This window comes from Shewanella salipaludis, assembly GCF_012911865.1.
Lineage (GTDB): Bacteria > Pseudomonadota > Gammaproteobacteria > Enterobacterales > Shewanellaceae > Shewanella > Shewanella salipaludis.
Map to the genome: position 1 here is coordinate 74,656 of NZ_JAAXYH010000006.1, position 19,419 is coordinate 94,074.

Here is a 19,419-nt window from a genome sequence, read left to right on the forward strand (position 1 = left end):
GCTTACCTCGACGTCATTTCTGTGCTTAGCGCGAGATCTGTCCCGGCGGCCACGGGTTTGACCCTTTGGCCTATGACCAACTTATGCAGCCCCTGGCTGACATAGGCCTCGTCATCGGCGATGGCACCGCGAATGAAGGCGCGATCGCCCGAGGTGTAGAGTATGTCGACATCGCGGCGCTCGAGCAGGTAATCGCCTTCAGCCGCCTTGAGCACATAGAGATTCCACAGGCCGCGCATGCCGTCGGTCAGGGCCGCCAGCGGCACCCAGTAGCCGGGCTGGGCTATAGTTTGCTGGTAATGCAGATAGGCAAGCTCACCATTGATCACCGCCGCGCCGAGCGGCAACTTGACTCTCAGCTGCACCGTGCGGCTGACGGGGTCGACTTCGGCGCTGATGCCGGCGATGCTGGCATCGAACTCCTGTTCGGCGACCGTCAGTTCGATTGCCTGGCCCTGGGTCAGTGTCTGGGCAACGGCGACGGGAACCCCTATGTAGGCCTGGGGAGCGGTTGCACCTATCAGGGTGAATACTGGGCTGCCGAGGGCGACCACTTCGCTCGGATTATGATGCCGCTTGCTGATCTTGCCATCGAAGGGGGCGAGCAGGGCAGATTTGTCCAGTTTGAGCCGATTGACTTGCAAGGAGGCGAGCAGGCGTTGCTTACCTGCCTGCAGTCCATTGAGTTGACGCTGGTTCTCATCCAGTGTCTGCGCCGAGACATAGCCTTGCTGTTTCAGTTGCAGGTTGCGCGCCAGGGTGGTCTGCGCCAGATCCAGATCCGCCTGATTCTGCGCCAGACTGGCTTTGAGTTCCTGTTGCTCGGCCAGCAACAGGCGGGTGTCCAGGGTCGCCAGCACTTGCCCCGCCTTGACGCTGTCGCCGCTGTCTACCGCCAGCCCATCGAGCTTGCCTGCCAGCTCGAAGCCTATGGCGGTGGTGTTGCCCGAGCGTATGGTGCCTGTGTAGGTCTGCCTGTGTTGGTAGTATGCCGCCTGGGTCAGGGTTTGAGTGCTGACCACAGGGAGACTCACCTGCGCCTGCGGCGTTGCCTCATCCTGGCAGGCACCCAGCAGCCAAGTCGCCGCAACAGCCAAGGTCAATGGAAGCAGGATGCTATGTCTTGTGATCGCCATGCTGGTATTCCCCGGTTAGCGAAAGGTTGATTTTTGGTTAAACTGGACTGTCTAGTCTAGTTGTGTAGAACTGGACTGTCTAGTCCATTTTGTGCTTTAATTAGCTAAATTTTGATTCTATGATTCGGGTGGATTGAGCAGATTGAGCAGTGTAACCAACCCCAGCGCGACCCTGAGTCGCAGCGAACAGAAGCGCAGCCAGGTATTGGATGCGGCTATCGATCTCTTCTGTTGTCAGGGATTTTTTAACACCAGCATGGATGAAGTGGCCAGGCAGGCCGGGGTGTCGAAGCAGACTGTCTATGCCCACTTTGGCAGCAAGGATGAGCTGTTCGTGGCCGCTATCGAATCCAAGTGTGTGGCCCATCAGCTGACGGGCGATATTCTGACCGATGCCGCCGAGCCCGAGTCGGCACTGATGCGCTTTGCCACCCAGTTCAGTGAGCTCATCATCAGTCCGGGGGCGATGGCGGTGTTCAAGACCTGTGTCGCCCAGGCCGACAGTCATCCCGAGTTGTCGCGGCTCTTCTATGATGCCGGCCCCAACCATGTGTTGCAGTTGCTGGCGGACTATTTGGCTCGGGTCGAAACCCATGGGCGCTACCATTTCGGCAATACCCGCCATTGCGCCGTGCGTTTGTGTCTGATGACCTTCGGGGAATTAAGGCTCAGGCTGGAGTTGGGATTGGAACATCAGGAACTGCTCGGCAGTCGGGAGCAGTATGTGCGGGAATGTGTGCAGATGTTCCTGAAGGCCTACAAGCTGCCGGAAACCCACTGAAGCAACACCCGGGCATGGCCCGGGTGCTTATGCTGAGAGTGCTTGGGTGGAGAGTGCTTGGATAGAGAGTGCTTGGGCGGATAGCCTTTGGCTCGATTAGCCGCCCAGCATGGCTTGCTTGAGGCTCTTCTGTGCCGGCTCGTCGCCTAACCATATCTTCAGCAGGGCGCGTCGAAAGGCGTCGCCTGCTATCGTCGCCTGCGGCGCGCCATTCTTGTAAGCCGTCACCCCCAGCTGCTTATCGGCCGCCAGGGTGAACTGATCGCCTTCCTTGATTTCATCACCGAACAGCGCCATGAAACTGGCTATCTGGGCCTCTATCTCGCCGGTGTCTTCGTGCGTAGCCTTGTCGAAGCCCTCTATGATGGCGGCTTGCATCTTTTGCGAGCTTATCATCCCCGAGGTGATATTCAGGCGGATCACCGCCAGCGGTGCCTCCAGTACCTGTTCTGTTTCTGTCTCGGCCTGGGGCAGATACAGGCTGCCGACATAGAGATCGATAAAGAACTTGCTGCGCACCCCGGCGCCGTTGAGCTGCAGCCTTTGCGCTCCCAAGTCCAGGGTGTCGGCCACGTCGACATCGGCAATGTTTTTCGCCATCACGCCCGTGGGCAGCGACAGAATAAGGAATAGACTCAAACCGCGGATAAGTTGACGCGAAGTGCTCATGTATGACTCCAGAGATACTCTGCCTGCTAGAGGGTAAAAGGCAGAGATAAAATAGTGAAAAATAGGCAAAACGGCCGGCGGGAATTAACCCCGCAGCCCCAGCTTGTACTGGCCCGATTGCTCGAACATCACAGCCTGCTTATGTTTGGGGGAGATCAGCAGTGGACCGTCGTCGAAAAACAGGAAGCATTTCCAGTTACGCACGAACACATCCCAGCGGGTCTCGATGATCTGATATTTTTCATAGCAAAAATACACGGGCGCATCGTCCGGCCAGGGGATGAAGGCGGCCAGGGGCTCGGGCAGGCCGGCATCCTCGCTGTCCCAGGCACTCTGCCAATGCTCAGTCTGCTGCCAGGCGTCGACCTTGGCGGCCCAGTCGCCCTTGGTGAATTGCTCGGCGCGGCTGCTCTTGTTGCTGATCCACTGATTCCACACCCCCATGGCACTCTTTTCATCCAGCGGACGAATGGCGCACTTATCCTGGTCTGTGACTGGCAAATCCTTATGATTGAAAATCCACTTACGACGATATAGATCTAGGGGGATATAGGTATGGGTCAAGCTGCCTCTCCGCATCTGGCTAAATCCCGGTCCACCGCTCGCTCGCGCTTGGGTACCCAGGATTATGAAATAGGGATCACTCAGGGTGATTGATGGCGCATTATACATGGCAAGCCATCATTTAGGGAAATGACCCTGTCGTCAGGACTGAGGGGGACTTGTGCTGCGTTCCCTGGCGCATGGCAGGAACTCGGCTATAGAGATTGGCACTGCAGGCCGTGCCTGTCTTGGCCGTGTTAACCCGTCGACTGCTTATGGGCCAGGTTCAGTGAGCACTTGGCAGCCTCCGCCAGCGGCATGGGATGACCTATGAAATAGCCTTGCACCTTATGCACCCCGAGTTTTCTCAGCGCCAGGAGTTCATCGCTGGTTTCAATGCCTTCGGCCACCACCTCGCAGCCAGTCGCTCTGGCGAAGGCAATCAATGAGGTTGCAAGCGCATGGCGTTTGGGATCTTTATGAATATTGTGGATCAGGCTGATGTCCAGCTTGATGATATCTGCCTCGAGTTCGAGGATATGCTGGAAACTGGCATAGCCGGCACCGGCATCATCTATGGCGAGACGAATGCCTCGGTTGCGCAATGGTTCGAGTGCTGCTCGCAGAGCCGAATAGTCATGGATGCGAGCGTGTTCTGTCATTTCCAGGATGACGCGCTCTGCCGGCACATACGCCAGTGCCGCTTCGATGGCTCCGCTCAGAATATGCTCGGGAGAGGAGTTTATCGAAATGAATATGTTCTCTGGTAGTTGCTGCAGCCCCTTTAGCGCCAGGGTTACCGCCATTAACTCCAACGCTTCTCCCAGCCCCACTTGTGCCGCCTCGTCGAACCAAACGTCCGGTGTACGATAGGGGGTGGTATGGAAGCGGGCCAGAGCTTCAAAGCCTGTGACTCTTTCTTTATTGAAATTGTAAATGGGCTGGTAGAGTATGTTGATCTCCTGCGAGGTCAGGATCGAGCCGACCCTGTCTTCCATCTCCTTCAATAAGCGATTGGCCTTGAGCTTGTTGGCTATGATGATGCTGGCGAAATCCGAAAATGCGCGTAATAAGGCGAGATCCCGTTCCGCCAGGGTAGGATCGGCTTCATGCTTGTAGCAGCAGAAGGCACCATAGAGTTCACCGTCGGGAAGGTAGATGGGCACACCTATATAAGCACCTATCGATAACTCGTAGGTAAAAGCGAGCCTTTGGCTGATGGGATTCAGGCTTGTGTCGGGAATGAGCTGAGGCAGCTCGCCACCGGCAATTTTCTTGCAGTAACTCTCTTCGAGCGGCCCAGAGTCACCCACCTTGATTGAAACCGAGTCATCGGCTGAATCTACGTACTTGAAAATTCGCTTGTCTTGAGTAAATTCAGAAATGAATGCCACCTTCATTCCAAGGTGCAAACGAACCACATTTAAAATGGTCTGCAAGTCATCGGTAATGCCACCATCGCCGGCATGGGCATTAGTTAGAATAACTTTCCGCAATAATGTATTGTGCATCCTGCCTCCAACAATCTCACCTGACTAGCGCTATTCCCTCGAGCGCCGGAGAGCGTTAACCTTCTTCATTGTAGCCTAAAATACGGCTCCGCCGGGTTTCGGCTCTGAGCATCATGGGTGCATAGCCTTGCAGCTGAAGATCCTGAGCCTAGTGCTGAGATGAATTTGGGCACTGCTTTTCTATCTGATCGGATATTGAATGGGGAGGACATGGCTCACACCTTTCAGGGCAATTCCAATGCCCTATTGTGAAAGGTGAACAATCGAATGACGCAAACTGATTCGAAAAAATGGACACTAACCTTGTTAAGTTCAAGGTGGCCATATATGCCCTGTCTTTCTTGTCTTTTCACGGCCTAGCGTTAACCGCGCGATGGTCCAAGCTGAGCACGCGTGCGAGGCGCCATTGCCCATGCTGGAAATGCCACAAGTGAATGAACTGTGCCAGCGTACTGGTGGCTGCACCATACTCGTCGAACCGGTGGACGCCGATTTGCACTGCCCCATAGCCCTCGATTGGGTACACCCGCAGACTGCCTGGAACAACGGTCCTGGTGATGCCGCGGGTGCCCGGGCACGACGCTATGAGCTGGCGAGTGTTCTCCCGCACTTGCTCACCCGCGGTGAAGCCAGCCTGATCGTGATAGAACTCGACATCGTCGGCAAAGATGGTATTGGCCTTGGCGGCATCGCACGACGCAAACGATGCATCGAACAGGATGCTATCCATGTGTGCGAGCTCTTCAAAGAGTGCACCCGAGCGCAAGCCATCGACGCTGTCCGGAACGGCTTCCTTGAGCACGCAGCCGCTAGACATCAGCGCAAACAGTGCGAGAGCGATAGAGAAGGTTCGATGTGTAATGCGCATGAGGTGATCCTTGCCTTCTTTTCTTCGGATGCTTGGCACAGCCGTATGCCTGAACTGATTGCAAAGATCGGTGAACATGGCCTTGGCTTGCTGGGTACACTTGGAATAGGGCGTAGCTTGCTGCTTACGGTCGGCACAGACGCTTTCGGGCTTGATTTGCCAGAGAAAGTGTTGGGAACGTGTCTTTGTGTCTTTGTAGACGAGGCTTTGGGTTGTGACAGTAATATTGGCAGTATCCACATAAGCGTCTGCTATGTTACTGCTGACCGTTTGTTGATAGGTTGCAAACAACTGTGACAGTGGATCCATGACTTATCCCTAAGCAACTGTTAAATCCCGTTTAATTGAATTTGATGAGACTGTGCTGTTGGTTTTTATAACATGATACATGCTATGCGAGGAACACATTTTTAGCTATCAAAGGGCGGTGCGTTCTATGGCGACACGCTTTATGACGGCATTTTTATCGCGGGACTTTTATGGTGACACTTTTATAGCGGGACTTTTATGACGGCACTTTTATGGTGGCACATGGGCGGCAAAGATGGCGGCACAGGAGCTTGGATTTTACTAACTGATTGAATTTAAAAGGGAGGGAGAAAAAACTGGTCTCTCCACAGGGACTCGAACCCCGATCGGCCGCTTAGGAGGCGGCTGCTCTATCCTGTTGAGCTATAGAGAGACGGGAGTGATTATACTGATTTCATCCCCAATTAAAAGCCTTATGATTTAGTTGCTTAAATCTTGAGCGTGATATCATTGATTTGTATGTTATCTGCTGCATTTTCACCCATGAGCAGGGCGGTGGCGCTCTCTTCCGTGACCTGTTCTATGGTGATGCTGGCGCGGCTCTTGCTGGCGATGGGGCGCATCTGCGCCAGCCGGTCGGGCAGGTTTTGCTGCAATACCAATTGAAACTTGTCGCCGACCTTCACCCCATGCTTGCGGCCCAGGTTGAGGACCAGCCTGCTGCCGTGTTTGGCTATCACCTGGCCGAGCAGGGGGCGGCAGCCCAGGCTGTTATCCAAATCCCGTGTCGCTTGCTGCAGTACCTGGGTTATGCCATTGGCGTAAGCCGAGCGCCAGAAACGCTCGCTGTTTGGCGCCACAGTTTCCTGCAGCTCAAACTCCCAGGGGGCCGAATTACGGTATTGATTGTGCCAGATGGCTTCGCCGCTGATCCCGTGATACAGCCTCAGCTCCATGCTGAATTGCCTCTGGGGAGCGCTATGCCAGAGTCCCAGCAGATGGGACGCTTCGGGTTCTGTGGAAACATCGAGTATGTTGATCAGCAACATGTATTGGCTGTCGCTGAGTTCGGCCAGCCAGCCGGGCAGACGATTGCCCGGATTGTCGGCCAGAGCCTGTTTCATGTCCAGGCGTTCGTTGGCGTGTAAGTGACTGAAGCCGGTGCGTGAGTCCAGATCCAGGCCGGCCGCCAGCCGCCGGGATATGGCCTCACCCAGGCCGTCCAGTTGCCCATGCCTGAGTTGGGTCCTGTCGCTAATCTGCGCCTGGGGAATGAAAATGGCGGCCTTGAGATGGTCGCTCATGCATTGCTCGGCGCCGTCCTCGGTCAGATCCAGGCGTAATTCGACCCTGATGCTGTTGTTGCTGAGGTGTTCAGCGACAACTTCTATGCTGTTGGCCTGGGTGAGCCGGTTGAGGGTGAAGTTGTCTTCGACCAAATTGCCCTGGCTGACGGTTTGCACGCTGCTGAGGTTGGCGCCCCTGCCCAAGGTGGCATAACTCATCGCCTGGTTGATGGCCTCTTCCCGCGCCTTGTCCACCTTGCCATCGAAGATCTTGGCTTCGCCACTGACTTCGACCCACTGGGCCTGGAGGGGCAGGGCCAAGCCGAGTAGACTCAGGAGCAAGACTAACTTGGATTTTGCCGACTGGCTTGAGAGTCGCATCTTTTGTCGCACTGTTTGTTGCATCATGGTTTGTTGCATCCCGGTTTGCTGCATCATGGTTTGTTGCATCATGGTTTGTTGCATCATGGTTTGTTGCATCTCGGTTTGCTGCATCATGGTTTGTTGCATCATGGTTTGTTGCATCATGGTTTGTTGCATCATGGTTTGCTGCATCCCGATCTGCTGCATCATAGCTGGCTGCATGAGTCATTGCCCTGTCTTTACGGCCGAAATTTTGGGTTGGCGTCTTGGCTACTGCGACTCTCTGCTGCAACTCAATCATAGAGTCACGTCAGTCATAGCCTGGCGTCTGTCATAGATATGACGCCGCGGCGCACTTTCTGGTTCTTCACGCAAAATAAGCAATATCTATGCCTGTTTAAAAATTTTTTTAGCCTGGGATGGGATAAAGTTTGTCGCCATGAGGCCGATAGAGAGCTATCGCAATGTATGTTGCTCTGTTTGCCGTCCGAGGCGCGTGAGCAACTTGATGCCCTGAGAGGCAAGAACTGAGGAAGGTACCTATGTATAAAATGGCTTTGTTGCCTCTGGTGTTGCTCATGGGTGGCTGCGCCGGGCATGACACCGCCATGGTTGCCACTCCAGGCTTGACCCTGGCCGCGGTTTTGCCGCCCCAGGGGGCGATCAATTACCTGGCCGAGCGGATAGTGAACGACTTGGTGTTGCACAATACCGGGCTGGGGCAAGATCAGCCCTTGTTGGTCACCACGCCTGTGATGGTGGATGATTTAATGCAAACCAACGCCCTGGCGCTGCAATTGCAGCAGGGATTCGTCGGCGCCTTGCAGCAGCGAGAGTTCAGTCTGGTCGATCAGAATGTGGCCCAGATGCTGAGCGTGACGCCCCAGGGAGACTTTATCCTCAGCCGCGACTGGCAGAAGTTGCCGCAGGATCTGCAGGTCGAGCACCTGTTGGTGACGACCCTGAGCGCCGCCGTCAATGGCATGGTGATCAACAGCAGGATAGTGGAGCTCGGCACCGGCAGGGTGTTGTCCAGCTCGCAGAGCTTCGTCAGCCAGGCCGAACTCCCTGACTATTTGCAGCCCGCCGAGCGTGTGGTCTCGCGCCAAGGGCTCTTGTACCTGAATGCCGCCGCGGCGCAGGGGATGGTGACTGTGACAGGAGAAGTGCAATGAACAAGCTGGCCTTATTACTGGCTTTGTCCTTGGCTCAGGGACTGACGGCTTGCGCCGCACCTGACAGGTATGTGCAGTGGGAGACAGAGGCCCCCAAGAGTTTTCCCAAGCTGACCGCCATAGGTTATGCACCACTGGCGACCCAACCTGCGAAGGAGCAGTCGCAGCGGGTGTTGATGGCCATGCAGGCCTCCAAGATCGCCGCTTACCGTGAGTTGGCCGAGCAGGTCTATGGCCAGCAGCTGGCAGCCAACACCAGTGTCAGTGACTGGTTGGTTACGGATGACAACATCAAGGCGTCGGTATCCGGGGTCATTCGCGGTGCCAGGGTGGTGAAAACCTACCCGGCCGGTGAGCATTATGTGACCGAGCTCGAGTTGGATTTTGCCCAGGTATGGGCCTTGTATCAACAGGGGCAGAGATCGCAGAGAGTCAAGCGAGTGACTTACTTCTAAGCAGGTAATGCAGACGGGCATAAAAAAACCACCCCGGGGTGGTTTTTTTATGTTGTGGTGCTTTCGCCGGCTCAGGCTTTCAGCTTGTTGCCTAAGCTGGAAATGGTTGAGGTCCTGCCTTTATCGTTATAGGTGAGGCTAGTGGCGTTACGGCTGACTTGTAGCGCTTGGGAAAAACGATTCAGGCTGGCAAGGCTCAGCTCAATCAAGGCGGCATTCTGCTCATTGAGTTGCTGGCATTCGGCCAGCAAGTGTTTGGCCGAGGCAATTTTCTGGCTCAACTCGGGGACGCTGCCAAGCAGTGCCTTATCCGGGTGGGCCGCGATACGTTGATCGTTAGTCGATAATTCGCCGAGGCAGTGGGATTTGCTGCTTGCCAGTGCCAGCAGGGTGTCGGCATCTTGTTCGGCCAACGCCGTTTTCTCCTTGAGGACTATGTCCTTAAGGCTTGTCAGTTGGGCAAATTGCAGTTCAACCAGTTCGAGCAGTTCAGTCATGGTTACTCTTTATTCAGTTCACTCAGCTCGCTTTCAAAACCGGCGATATTAACGGCCAGCTTCTCGGGATCCACTTTGTAGCGGCCCTCTATGATAGCCTGTTTAATTTCAGCCACTTTCTTGCTGTCGACTTCCGGCAGTGAGGCCATTTTAGTCTGCACTCCTTGCAGTTGTTGCGCCTGTGGGGTGATGACGACCGAATCCCCCTTCGGGGCTCCGCTATTCTTGGCCACCTGTGCCGTATCCGCACCGGTTGATTTGGCCTGGGTCGAACGCATCTGGGCGTTCGTTGCCGTGTTGAGTTTGTTAATATCCATTGCCATTTTTGGCTCCAGCAGCATGTATCAAGATTTCTTAACCTGGGTATCGGCGGTCGGGAATAAAACTTTAGCTTATTTTACATCCTAACTTCCACTTCGCCAATTCCGCTGACTCTGGCATCCAATTCCCTGCCTGAATGGCTGTTTTTGACCCTGATGGTGTCACCCAGATTGCCGTCTCTGAGTGCTTCGCCCAAGGTTTTAATTTCGAAGGCGTCGGAGCGGGCGAAGATCGAAATGGCATCGCCCTTACAGACGAAACAGAGATTATTCGCCAGTATGGGCGCCTCCATGGCGACCCTGTGTTTGACTCTGGTGCCTACTATTTCGCTTGGCTGTGCAAATTGCTGCCCCCTGAGACTGGTTTGATCTATGTAGCGGATCTCGAGCTCATTGGCGGTTATCAAGTCACCGGCCGAGAGTATGTTTGTGGCCACCACCACAGGGAAGAGGATATCGACTCTGACCGAGACATAGACTTGCCAGGGGTAGTCCAGGTCGGGGCTGTTGCAGCCGATTTTTACGGTATTATTGCGGCTGATTTCCCTGTCGCTGGCCAACTCGACCGTCACGGCTGTGCTGCACCTTGGGGGCGCGAGACGACTGTCCAGATTCAGCGGGGTGATCTCGACTCTGGCGTTGTCCGGAGCGGTAATTTTTTTCGCTACTACGGCTTTAGTCTGCGCCATTATGGCCGATATAGTGGGAGTCACAGGCTCGTCGGCTGCGAGAGCCGCCAATGGCATGAAGCAAGTGATTAACAACCAAAGTAAATTTACTTTCATAATGAAGATGCTAGCGTCGCACGCTAGAGTATACCTATACTTTCACCGGGCCCGAGCTGGATGTCGTTTATCTGGAGTTTGTCAGAAAATTGACTCTGTCTAAGGCGAATTTTATCTCTGGTGAGTAGTAAGCAATTTATATGCCTATACTCGTATGAGTGCTAGGATACTGCATAAACACAACAACAAGGCAGGGTTATGTCGAGCATTCTTGATTCAGTCAATAAACGTACCCAACTGGTTGGACAAAACCGTTTAGAGTTATTGCTTTTTAAGCTCAATGGACGGCAGCGTTTCGGCATTAACGTATTTAAAGTCAAAGAAGTATTGCAGTGCCCTAAGTTGACCAGCCTGCCCAGACTCAATAAGCACGTCTGCGGCGTGGCCAATATTCGTGGTACCACCATCTCGGTCATAGATCTCAGCGCCGCCACGGGTGGCCGTCCCATCGCCAGTACCGAAAATTGTTTCGTGATCATTTCCGAATACAACCGCAGCGTGCAGGGTTTCCTGGTGAGCTCGGTCGAGCGCATCATCAACATGAACTGGGATGCCATAATGCCGCCACCCAAGGGCGCGGGGCGTTATTCCTATTTGACGGCTGTGACTGAAATCGAGGGCGAGTTGGTGGAGATCCTCGACGTGGAGAAAATCCTCGATGAAATCTCACCGGTCAAGACCCAGATCAGTCAGGAAGTGGACGAATCCCTCACCCTGGATAGAGGCCAACACTACCATATCATGGTGATAGATGATTCGTCGGTGGCGCGCAAGCAGATCATACGCTCGCTGGAGTCCTTGAACCTGCAGATAGACACGGCCAAAGACGGCAAGGAAGCATTGGACAAGCTTAAAGCCGTCGCCACCGAGATGGATAATGTGGCCGATGAGATCCCCTTGATCATCTCGGACATTGAAATGCCTGAGATGGATGGCTATACCCTGACGGCGGAGATCCGTGACGATCCCAAACTCAAGCATATCAAGGTAGTGTTGCATACCTCCTTGAGCGGTGTCTTCAACCAGGCCATGGTGCAAAAGGTCGGTGCCAATGACTTTATTGCCAAGTTTAATCCCGATGAGTTGGCTGCCGCAGTCAATAAACATCTGAGCCTTTAACCTTTTTATCCCCGGGCCTGCCCGCGAGCCTGGTAACACAGATCCAAGGATGGTCGTTACTTTTTTACCCGTATGAACAGACACTGGCGTGAGTGGTGTTCATCGCAGTTAGGATATTAATGTGCCGAATAAATCACTCGCTGAAGCCGAATATAACCAGTTCAGGTTGTTTTTAGAGCAACATAGCGGCATCGTCTTGGGTGACAATAAGCAGTATCTGGTTCGCAGCCGTTTGGCGCCCCTGATGGGCAAGTATCAGTTACCCTCGCTTTCCGACGTGGTCAAGCAATCGATGAAACCCATAGAGCGCCAACTCAGGGCTGAAGTCATAGATGCCATGACCACCAACGAGACCTTATGGTTCAGGGACAGGTATCCATTCGAATTGCTGAGCTCGGCGCTGTTGCCCGAGTACAGCCGTTTGGGGCGGCCATTGAAGATCTGGTCGGCCGCCTGCTCCTCCGGGCAGGAACCCTATTCCCTGGCCATGACGGTGCTCGAATATCAACAGCGCAGGCCGGGCACCCTGCCAGCAGGGGCGAGCATTCAGGCGACGGATCTGTCACCCTCAATGCTGGAGCGTTGCAAGAATGCCGAATACGACAGCCTGGCATTGGCAAGGGGCCTGTCCGAGGAGCGCAAGCGCCAATTCTTCGATGCCACCCCGACGGGGACCATGAAGGTCAAGGATAACGTCAAGCGGCTGGTGAATTTCCGCGCCCACAACTTGCTCGAGAGTTATACCTTGCTGGGTAAGTTCGACATCATCTTTTGCCGCAATGTGCTGATCTACTTCGCCCCGGAGGCAAAGGCAAAGATACTGCGGCAATTTGCTGCCGCCCTGAACCCCAGGGGGATCTTGTTCTTGGGGGCATCCGAGTCCATTGCCGGTCTGACCGATGAATTTGATATGGTGCGTTGTAACCCTGGCATCTATTACCAGAAAAAGACCTAAGCTATTCTTTTAAAAGAAAATCACCGAAATAATTCGGTGGTTTTTCATTCTCTCCCGCAATATATCTACTCTAACTTATTTGTTGGCACATGAATTGCTTTAATTCCGTCAGTGGAATTAGGAGGCAAATTTATGGCGATCAGTTTTGACAAAGCACTAGGCGTGCACCAATACACTCTGGGTGTTCGGGCCCAGCGGGCCGAAGTGCTGTCGAGCAACATAGCCAACGCCGATACTCCCCATTACAAGGCGCGTGATGTCAACTTCGCCTCGGCGATGCAAACCGCCCAAAGCAAGCAGCATGGTCTGAGAACCTCTGTCACCAACGAGAAACATTTCGATTTGGCCGCACTTTCTCAGCAAAATGTGCAGTATCGGGTGCCGGATCAACCCGATACCGGCGACGGCAACACTGTCGATGTGCAGCACGAGCAGTCGGCTTTCATGCAAAATGCCTTGGAATACCAGATGTCTCTGGGCTTCCTCGACAGCAAGTTTTCCGGGCTGAGAAAGGCCATTAGGGGAGATTAATCATGAGTTTATTCAATATCTTCAATGTGGCAGGCTCGGGCATGTCGGCGCAATCTGTCAGGCTCAATGTGACTGCCAGTAACATTGCCAACGCCGACTCGGTATCGAGCAGCATAGACAAGACCTACCGTGCCAGACAGCCTATCTTCGAAGCCGAATTGGCCAAGGCCAGCAGTCAACAGCTGGACTCGCAGGGGGTTGCGGTCAGAGGCATAGTCGAGAGCGATAAGCCGCTGCTGAAAGAATATTCTCCCGATCATCCCATGGCCGATACCGATGGCTTTATCTACAAACCAAATGTCAATGTGATGGAAGAAATGGCCAACATGATTTCTGCCTCACGTTCGTATCAAATGAATGTCCAGGTGGCTGACGCGGCGAAATCCATGCTGCAGCAAACCCTGAGAATGGGTAAATAATATGAGTCTTTCCGGAGGTTTGCTATGAGCCTAGTCAATAACGTACTCAACACGTCCGCTCAGAATGTTCAGAGCAAGAGCGGTGTGAGCCCCAATTCCACATCGAGCACAGGCTCGACGGGAAATCCTTTCCTGGACAGCATCAGCTTGCCGGAGGACTCGGGCGTGCCCGAGGCCAAGAGCCAACAGCTGACACAGGATGATTTCTTTTCCCTGTTGAGCCAACAGTTGTCGATGCAGGATCCTTTTAAGCCGGTCGACAACGACCAGATGATCGCTCAGATGGCCTCTTTCTCCACCGTCGACGGCATAGGCAAGCTGAACGATGAAATCGGCAACCTCAACAGTCTGACCACCTCGAGCCAGGCGCTGCAGGCATCGGGTCTGGTTGGCCGTAAGGTGTTGATCCCATCCGATGTGGGTTACAGCTCAAGTGAAGATCCCGGCATCAAGGGGGTGATCAGTACGCCCGCGCCTATGCAGGACATCAAAATAAGCGTCGAAGATGAGTCGGGTCAGTTGATCAAGACCTTCATAGTCGATGGCCGCGAAGGCGGCAACATAGACGTCAGCTGGGATGGGTTGGATAAGAATGGCGTGCCGGTCAAGGAAGGCAACTATTCCTTCAAGGCCAGTGGCAGCGTCGATGGCAAGGCCCAGGAACTCGCCGTTTCGACCTACTCGCATGTCTCCAGTGTGTCATTGGGAACCGCCAGCACCGGCGCCATCCTCAATCTGAGAGGCATGGGTGGCATCAAGTTAGCCGATGTGTTGGCCGTTTCAGAAACATAACTCGAATTTAATGAATAGGGCGCCCGGCGCCTAACCAAGCATTTAGTCAGAATTAGAGGTGAACTATGTCATTTAATATTGCACTGAGTGGTATCGCTGCGGCGCAGAAAGATCTCAATACCACGGCAAACAACATTGCCAACGTCAACACGGTCGGCTTCAAGGAATCGCGGGCGGAATTTGCCGATGTTTATGCCAATTCGATCTTTTCCAACAGCAAAACCGCCGTCGGCGGGGGGGCCACCACGACTCAGGTGGCACAGCAATTCCACCAGGGCAGCCTGCAGTTCACCAACAATGCGCTGGATATGGCCATCAGTGGCAATGGCTTCTTCGTCACCTCTTCTTCGGTCGGGACCCAGGATTATTCCTATACCCGTGCCGGTGCCTTCAAGCGTGACGCGGACAATTTCCTGGTGGACTCGGCCGGCAACTATCTGCAGACCTTTCCGGTCGACAAAGAGGGTAATTCCACCTCTGTGAGTCTGACCACCACCCAACCCGTGCAAATTCCCGATACCGCAGGCAGCCCGGTGAAAACCTCCAATGTTTCCATGACGGTCAACCTGAACTCGAGTGAGAAAACCTTGGATCCGGCTAACTTCGATCCCGATGATGCCAAGACCTTCAACAACTCGACGGCCGTGACCGTCTATGACTCCCTCGGCGAGTCCCATGTGTTGACCACTTATTTCGTCCGTCCTCCTGGGGCCGCCAGCGGAGGCAACAGCAGCTGGGTCGCCTTCTATGCCATGGATGATAAACCTGTCAATCTGGATGCCGGTGCGGTCGGAAGCTATGTCAAAGATACAGATACGGATACGGACGGGGACGGCATAGTAGATCCAACGGGTACCGCCCAGACCACGGGTGGTTGGACCGGGGCCGTGGTCAGCTTCAACTCTGTCGGGGCTTACACAGGCAGCAACCCAGCGACCATTACCACGGAAGCGCTGGGGACCGGTGGCTCAAACGTGCTGAGCGCCGCCGCCGATGCAACTCAGCAGATCACCATCCAGTTCGATAATCCGACTCAGTTCTCCGAGAAGTTCAACGCCACCGCATTGAGCCAGGACGGGGTGACGGTCGGCCGTCTGACCAATGTCGAGGTCGGCGCCGATGGTCTGGTGACCGCCAAGTACAGCAACGGCTCGACTGTGCCTTTGGCACGGGTCGCGCTGGTGCGCTTCTCCAACGAGCAGGGCTTGACCCAGGTGGGCAACACTTCCTGGAAGGCGACCCAAGCCTCGGGTGAGGCCTTGGCCGGCGAGGCCAATGGCGGCACCTTCGGCAGCTTACGCTCGTCGGCATTGGAGCAGTCGAACGTCGACTTGACCACTGAGCTGGTGGATCTGATCTCGGCCCAGCGCAACTTCCAGGCCAACTCACGTACCCTGGAAATCAACAACACCCTGCAACAGACGATATTGCAGATCCGCTAACGCTTTCATGCCCATAAGAGTGTTGCCGCCTGCGGCAACACTCTGCCGCTTCCTTGCGGCAGATTTCCCCCGTCAGCCATTCCCCATTCTTTTTTCTTAGTTATCCACTCATTAGCGCGTCTACTTTTTGGCATGATGCTTGCTTTATATTAGCCATGTAGGAAGTTTGACGGAGCAGCCAGTGGACAAATTACTTTATGTCGCCATGAGCGGGGCCAAGCAGAATATGAATGCGCTGGCCGTGCGTGGCAACAACCTAGCCAATGCCAATACCGATGGTTTCAAGTCGGACATGGCACAGGCGCGTGCCATGCAAGCCTTCGGTGAAGGCATGCCGTCGCGGGTATTTGCCATGACTGAGTCGCCTTCGGCCAACTTCAAGGCAGGCCCCATCAAGACCACGGGCAGGGATCTGGACATAGCCGTCAAGGGCGATGGCTGGATAGCTGTGCAGGGGAAGGATGGCGCCGAAGCCTATACCCGCTCCGGCAGCCTGAGTTTCGATACTACCGGCTTGCTGCGCAACGACAGGGGCAATGCGGTGATGGGGGAAAATGGTCCCATAGTGCTGCCACTGCCGATCCAGAAGGTCGAAATTTCCCAGGATGGCATCATTTCGGTCAGGCCCCAGGGGGCGACGGCGGAAGTGATAGAAGAAGTCGGTCGCATCAAGCTCGTTAACCCGGGCAACCAGAATCTGATGCGCGGCGAGGACGGCTTATTCCGTTTGACCTCGGGCCAGGATGCGCCGGCGGATCCCCGGGTGGCGCTCGAGAGTGGGGCGGTCGAGGGCAGCAATGTCAACGCCGTCGAGGAAATGGTGTCCCTTATCGATTTACAGCGTCAGTTCGAGTTGCAGGTCAAGATGATGAAAACAGCAGAAGAGAATGATCGCGCTTCCTCTGCATTAATGCGCATTAGTTAGGAGATAGATTATGCATCCCGCCTTATGGATAAGTAAGACTGGCTTAGACGCTCAGCAGACCAACATCGCCGTGATTTCCAACAACGTCGCCAACGCCAGCACTGTGGGTTACAAGAAGAGCCGTGCCGTGTTCGAAGACTTGCTCTATCAAACGGTGAACCAGGCCGGCGGCGTCAGCGCCTCCAACACCAAACTGCCCAATGGCCTGAATATCGGTGCCGGTACCAAGGTGGTCGCCACCCAAAAGTCGTTTACCCAAGGCAACATGTTGACCACGGACAACTCGCTCGATCTGATGATCGAGGGACCGGGTTTCTTCGAGGTGCAGCTACCCGATGGTACCGCGGCCTACACCCGCAACGGCCAGTTTACCCTGGACGAGAGTGGCCAGCTGGTGACCCCGGGTTCCGGCTACGTGGTGCAGCCGGCAATTACCATTCCCGACAATGCGACCAGCATTACCGTTTCCTCCGAGGGCGAAGTGTCGGTGAAAACCCCGGGGACCGCCGAGAACCAGGTGGTAGGTCAGCTGAGCATGACAGACTTCATCAATCCATCTGGCCTGGACCCCATGGGACAGAACATGTACCAGGAAACCGGCGCCAGCGGCACCCCCATTCAGGGCACGGCTTCGCTCGATGGCATGGGGGCCATACGCCAGGGCGCACTGGAGACCTCCAACGTCAATGTGACCGAAGAGCTGGTCAACCTGATCGAAGGTCAGCGGGTCTATGAGATGAACTCCAAGGTGATTTCTGCCGTGGATCAGATGCTGTCTTATGTTACCCAGAATCTATAGGGAACGCCCCATGGCTAGATACCTGCTGCTGCTTGCCGGTCTGTTGCTTACTGGCTGTAGCTCGACCCAGAACAAACCCATCGCCGACGATCCTTTCTATGCGCCTGTTTATCCTGACACGCCGCCGACCAAGATGGAGGTCACTGGCTCCATCTATCAGGAGAGCCAGGCATCCAGCCTGTATTCGGATATTCGCGCCCATAAGGTCGGCGACATCATCACTGTGGTGCTCAAAGAGGCGACCCAGGCGAGCAAGAGCGCCAACAACAAGATCAAGAAGGGCTCGGATCTGTCGGTGGAACCGCTCTTTGCCGGTGGGGGCAATGTCACCATCAAAGGGGTGCCGCTGGACCTGAGCTACAAAGATGCGATGAATACCAAGCGCGAATCGGGGGCGGATCAGAGCAACAGTCTCGATGGCAGCATCTCGGCCAACGTGATGCAAGTGCTCAGCAACGGCAACCTGGTGATCCGCGGTGAGAAATGGATCAGCATCAACAATGGGGATGAGTTTATTCGGGTGACAGGCATAGTCAGATCCCAGGACATTCGCCCAGATAACACCATAGATTCTCCCCGGGTCGCCAATGCCCGCATCCAATACAGTGGCACAGGTACCTTTGCCGAAGCCCAAAAAGTGGGTTGGTTAGGTCAGTTTCTGCTGAGCGACTGGTGGCCCTTCTGAGGAGTTTGCCCATGAAAGCTAAATTCATACTCGCAGCCGGCTTATTGCTGCTGGCCCTGCCTGGTTACGCCGAGCGCATCAAGGACATAGCCAATGTCCAGGGGGTGCGCAGCAACCAACTGATAGGCTACGGCATGGTGGTCGGTCTGCCGGGCACGGGAGAGAAGACCCGCTATACGGAGCAGACCTTTACTACCATGCTGAAGAACTTCGGCGTCAATTTGCCGGACGGTTTTCGTCCCAAGATCAAGAACGTTGCCGTGGTCGCAGTTCACGCCGACATGCCGGCCTTCATCAAGCCGGGTCAAAGTCTTGACGTTACCGTTTCCAGCTTGGGTGAGGCCAAGAGTCTGCGTGGCGGCACCCTGTTGCAGACCTTCCTCAAGGGGGTCGACGGCAAGGTGTACGCCATAGCCCAGGGCAGCCTGGTGGTCAGTGGTTTCAGTGCCGAGGGCCTCGACGGCTCCAAGGTGATCCAAAATACCCCTACCGTTGGCAGGATCCCCAATGGCGCCATTGTCGAACGTCCGGTCGCCAGCTCCTTCTCCAGCGGGGATTATCTGACCTTTAACCTGCGCCGCTCCGATTTCTCCACCGCCGAGCGCATGGCGGATGCGATCAACGATCTGCTGGGTGAGGGCATGGCCAGAGCCCTGGATGCCACTTCGGTCCAGGTCAGTGCCCCGAGGGATGTGTCCCAGCGGGTGTCTTTCCTGGCGACCCTGGAGAATATTCAGGTTGAACCGGCAGAAGAGTCGGCCAAGGTGATAGTCAATTCCCGTACCGGCACCATAGTGGTAGGTCAGAATGTACAGCTGTTGCCGGCGGCCGTGACCCATGGCGGCTTGACCGTGACCATAGCCGAGGCCTTGAATGTGTCTCAGCCCAATGCCTTGTCCCAGGGTGAGACAGTGGTGACCAGCAACAGCACCATAGGTGTCGAAGAAGACAAGCGCCGCATGTTCATGTTCAATCCTGGCACCACTCTGGATGAACTGGTGCGGGCGGTAAATCTGGTCGGCGCGGCGCCTTCGGATGTGTTGGCGATCCTCGAAGCGTTAAAGATGGCAGGCGCTTTGCATGGTGAACTCATCATCATCTGAAAATTGTCGGG

General features: G+C 55.0%; 22 protein-coding genes and 1 tRNA gene. 13 read left to right on the top strand and 10 right to left on the bottom strand.

Going from position 1 to position 19,419, the window contains the following annotated elements; genetic code table 11:
• Positions 1-2: 2 nt before the first annotated feature.
• Complete coding sequence (locus tag HC757_RS10085; protein WP_169564222.1) at positions 3-1,136, bottom strand: efflux RND transporter periplasmic adaptor subunit; 1,134 nt, start codon at positions 1,134-1,136, stop codon at positions 3-5.
• A gap of 142 nt (positions 1,137-1,278) precedes the next feature.
• Here HC757_RS10085 and HC757_RS10090 point away from each other — a divergent pair, with 142 nt between their 5' ends.
• The gene (locus HC757_RS10090) at positions 1,279-1,917 is read left to right on the top strand and encodes a TetR/AcrR family transcriptional regulator (RefSeq protein ID WP_169564223.1); all 639 of its coding nucleotides are present in this window, start codon (positions 1,279-1,281) and stop codon (positions 1,915-1,917) included.
• Positions 1,918-2,013: 96 nt separating this feature from the next.
• Here the strand turns inward: HC757_RS10090 and HC757_RS10095 are convergent, their stop codons facing one another.
• The 6 genes from HC757_RS10095 to HC757_RS10120 all read right to left on the bottom strand — a co-directional run bounded on the left by HC757_RS10095 (position 2,014) and on the right by HC757_RS10120 (position 7,424).
• Positions 2,014-2,586, bottom strand: a complete 573-nt coding sequence (locus tag HC757_RS10095) for a chalcone isomerase family protein (RefSeq protein ID WP_169564224.1) — start codon at positions 2,584-2,586, stop codon at positions 2,014-2,016.
• Positions 2,587-2,670: 84 nt separating this feature from the next.
• Complete coding sequence (locus HC757_RS10100) at positions 2,671-3,150, bottom strand: DUF2947 domain-containing protein (RefSeq protein ID WP_169564377.1); 480 nt, start codon at positions 3,148-3,150, stop codon at positions 2,671-2,673.
• Positions 3,151-3,386: 236 nt separating this feature from the next.
• Positions 3,387-4,640 (bottom strand): sensor domain-containing phosphodiesterase, encoded by a 1,254-nt coding sequence (locus tag HC757_RS10105; RefSeq protein ID WP_169564225.1) that lies wholly within the window; start codon positions 4,638-4,640, stop codon positions 3,387-3,389.
• Between the two features lie 349 nt (positions 4,641-4,989).
• Positions 4,990-5,817, bottom strand: coding sequence for a nuclear transport factor 2 family protein (locus HC757_RS18935; protein ID WP_211164362.1), 828 nt, complete (start codon positions 5,815-5,817; stop codon positions 4,990-4,992).
• Positions 5,818-6,114: 297 nt separating this feature from the next.
• A tRNA-Arg gene (locus HC757_RS10115) sits at positions 6,115-6,190 on the bottom strand.
• Positions 6,191-6,245: 55 nt separating this feature from the next.
• The gene (locus HC757_RS10120) at positions 6,246-7,424 is read right to left on the bottom strand and encodes a flagellar assembly protein FlgT (protein WP_169564379.1); all 1,179 of its coding nucleotides are present in this window, start codon (positions 7,422-7,424) and stop codon (positions 6,246-6,248) included.
• A 524-nt stretch (positions 7,425-7,948) separates the two neighbouring features.
• Between HC757_RS10120 and HC757_RS10125 the strand changes: the two genes are divergently transcribed.
• Together HC757_RS10125 and HC757_RS10130 are read left to right on the top strand one after the other, a co-directional pair.
• Positions 7,949-8,581: a FlgO family outer membrane protein gene (locus HC757_RS10125; protein WP_169564226.1), complete on the top strand. Its 633-nt coding sequence runs from the start codon at positions 7,949-7,951 to the stop codon at positions 8,579-8,581.
• Positions 8,578-9,036 carry an LPP20 family lipoprotein gene (locus tag HC757_RS10130; RefSeq protein WP_169564227.1) on the top strand — a complete coding sequence of 153 codons (459 nt, stop codon included), beginning with the start codon at positions 8,578-8,580 and terminating at the stop codon, positions 9,034-9,036. Before HC757_RS10125 ends, HC757_RS10130 begins: the two co-directional genes overlap by 4 nt.
• Positions 9,037-9,107: 71 nt before the next feature.
• Here the strand turns inward: HC757_RS10130 and HC757_RS10135 are convergent, their stop codons facing one another.
• From HC757_RS10135 to flgA, 3 genes are all read right to left on the bottom strand, one after another.
• Positions 9,108-9,533 carry a flagella synthesis protein FlgN gene (locus HC757_RS10135; RefSeq protein ID WP_169564228.1) on the bottom strand — a complete coding sequence of 142 codons (426 nt, stop codon included), beginning with the start codon at positions 9,531-9,533 and terminating at the stop codon, positions 9,108-9,110.
• 2 nt (positions 9,534-9,535) lie between these two features.
• Positions 9,536-9,856: a flagellar biosynthesis anti-sigma factor FlgM gene (gene flgM / locus HC757_RS10140; RefSeq protein ID WP_169564229.1), complete on the bottom strand. Its 321-nt coding sequence runs from the start codon at positions 9,854-9,856 to the stop codon at positions 9,536-9,538.
• A 74-nt stretch (positions 9,857-9,930) separates the two neighbouring features.
• Positions 9,931-10,638 (bottom strand): flagellar basal body P-ring formation chaperone FlgA, encoded by a 708-nt coding sequence (flgA, locus tag HC757_RS10145; RefSeq protein ID WP_169564230.1) that lies wholly within the window; start codon positions 10,636-10,638, stop codon positions 9,931-9,933.
• A 198-nt stretch (positions 10,639-10,836) separates the two neighbouring features.
• Between flgA and HC757_RS10150 the strand changes: the two genes are divergently transcribed.
• The 10 genes from HC757_RS10150 to HC757_RS10195 all read left to right on the top strand — a co-directional run bounded on the left by HC757_RS10150 (position 10,837) and on the right by HC757_RS10195 (position 19,408).
• Complete coding sequence (locus HC757_RS10150) at positions 10,837-11,757, top strand: chemotaxis protein CheV (protein ID WP_169564231.1); 921 nt, start codon at positions 10,837-10,839, stop codon at positions 11,755-11,757.
• Between the two features lie 115 nt (positions 11,758-11,872).
• A complete protein-coding gene (locus tag HC757_RS10155) occupies positions 11,873-12,712 on the top strand; it encodes a CheR family methyltransferase (protein ID WP_169564380.1) in 840 nt (279 codons plus the stop codon).
• A gap of 132 nt (positions 12,713-12,844) precedes the next feature.
• Entirely contained in the window at positions 12,845-13,243 is a 399-nt protein-coding gene (flgB, locus tag HC757_RS10160) for a flagellar basal body rod protein FlgB (protein WP_169564232.1), read from the top strand.
• A 2-nt stretch (positions 13,244-13,245) separates the two neighbouring features.
• A complete protein-coding gene (gene flgC, locus HC757_RS10165; RefSeq protein ID WP_169564233.1) occupies positions 13,246-13,662 on the top strand; it encodes a flagellar basal body rod protein FlgC in 417 nt (138 codons plus the stop codon).
• A 24-nt stretch (positions 13,663-13,686) separates the two neighbouring features.
• Complete coding sequence (gene flgD / locus HC757_RS10170; protein ID WP_169564234.1) at positions 13,687-14,454, top strand: flagellar hook assembly protein FlgD; 768 nt, start codon at positions 13,687-13,689, stop codon at positions 14,452-14,454.
• A gap of 65 nt (positions 14,455-14,519) precedes the next feature.
• Entirely contained in the window at positions 14,520-15,896 is a 1,377-nt protein-coding gene (flgE, locus tag HC757_RS10175) for a flagellar hook protein FlgE (RefSeq protein WP_169564235.1), read from the top strand.
• 181 nt (positions 15,897-16,077) lie between these two features.
• Positions 16,078-16,821, top strand: coding sequence for a flagellar basal-body rod protein FlgF (gene flgF, locus HC757_RS10180; protein WP_169564236.1), 744 nt, complete (start codon positions 16,078-16,080; stop codon positions 16,819-16,821).
• A 10-nt stretch (positions 16,822-16,831) separates the two neighbouring features.
• Positions 16,832-17,620, top strand: a complete 789-nt coding sequence (gene flgG, locus HC757_RS10185) for a flagellar basal-body rod protein FlgG (RefSeq protein WP_169564237.1) — start codon at positions 16,832-16,834, stop codon at positions 17,618-17,620.
• Between the two features lie 10 nt (positions 17,621-17,630).
• Complete coding sequence (gene flgH / locus HC757_RS10190) at positions 17,631-18,305, top strand: flagellar basal body L-ring protein FlgH (RefSeq protein WP_169564238.1); 675 nt, start codon at positions 17,631-17,633, stop codon at positions 18,303-18,305.
• Positions 18,306-18,316: 11 nt separating this feature from the next.
• On the top strand, positions 18,317-19,408 hold the full coding sequence (locus HC757_RS10195; RefSeq protein ID WP_169564239.1) for a flagellar basal body P-ring protein FlgI: 1,092 nt from the start codon (positions 18,317-18,319) through the stop codon (positions 19,406-19,408).
• Positions 19,409-19,419 lie beyond the last annotated feature (11 nt).